The sequence below is a fragment of the Protofrankia symbiont of Coriaria myrtifolia genome (genome assembly GCF_900634755.1).
GTDB lineage: Bacteria > Actinomycetota > Actinomycetes > Frankiales > Frankiaceae > Protofrankia > Protofrankia coriariae.
Genome location: NZ_CAAAFS010000335.1, coordinates 1 through 633 on the forward strand (window position 1 = coordinate 1; position 633 = coordinate 633).

General features: G+C 69.0%; 1 pseudogene. It reads left to right on the forward strand.

The annotated features are described in order from the left end of the window. A pseudogene (locus CM1CMNOD_RS19670) lies at positions 1-633 on the forward strand (type III polyketide synthase); the annotation flags it as partial.

Below are 633 nucleotides of genomic sequence, written 5' to 3' on the forward strand. Positions count from 1 at the left end.
GCCGTTCGCAACCTCACCCGGCCGTACATTGTCGGTACCGCCGTGGCCACCCCACCACAAGTCGCCCAGGACGACCTGTGGGAATTCTTCCGCGACCACTTCGCGGCCAACCCGCTCGCCGAAAAAGTATGGGCCTCGTCCGGAATCGTCAGCCGACATTACGCCGTCGATCCCCGCAAGGAACCCACCACCGAATGGACCACCGGCGAACGGATGCGTCGCTACCTCACCGAAGCGCTCCCCCTCGGCCGCCAGGCCGCCGCCGACGCCCTCACCTCAGCCGGCCTCACCCCCGCCGACCTCGGCCTGTTCGCCGTCGTGTCCTGCACCGGCTACGTGACCCCGGGCCTGGACATCCTGCTCTCCCACGAACTGGGCATGCCGGCGAACATGCGCCGCGTCATCATCGGCCACATGGGCTGCCACGCCGCGGTCCCCGGCCTCGGCACGGTCTCCGAATACGTCGCCGTCCACGGCAAACCCGCACTCCTGCTCTGCGTCGAACTCTCCAGCCTGCACGCCCAGCCCAAATCACCCACCCTGCACGCGGGCAACCCCACCATCGAGGACTTCGAGCAGATCGTCGCGCACTCGCTGTTCGCCGACGGAGCCGCCGCCGTCGTGGTCGCGCCC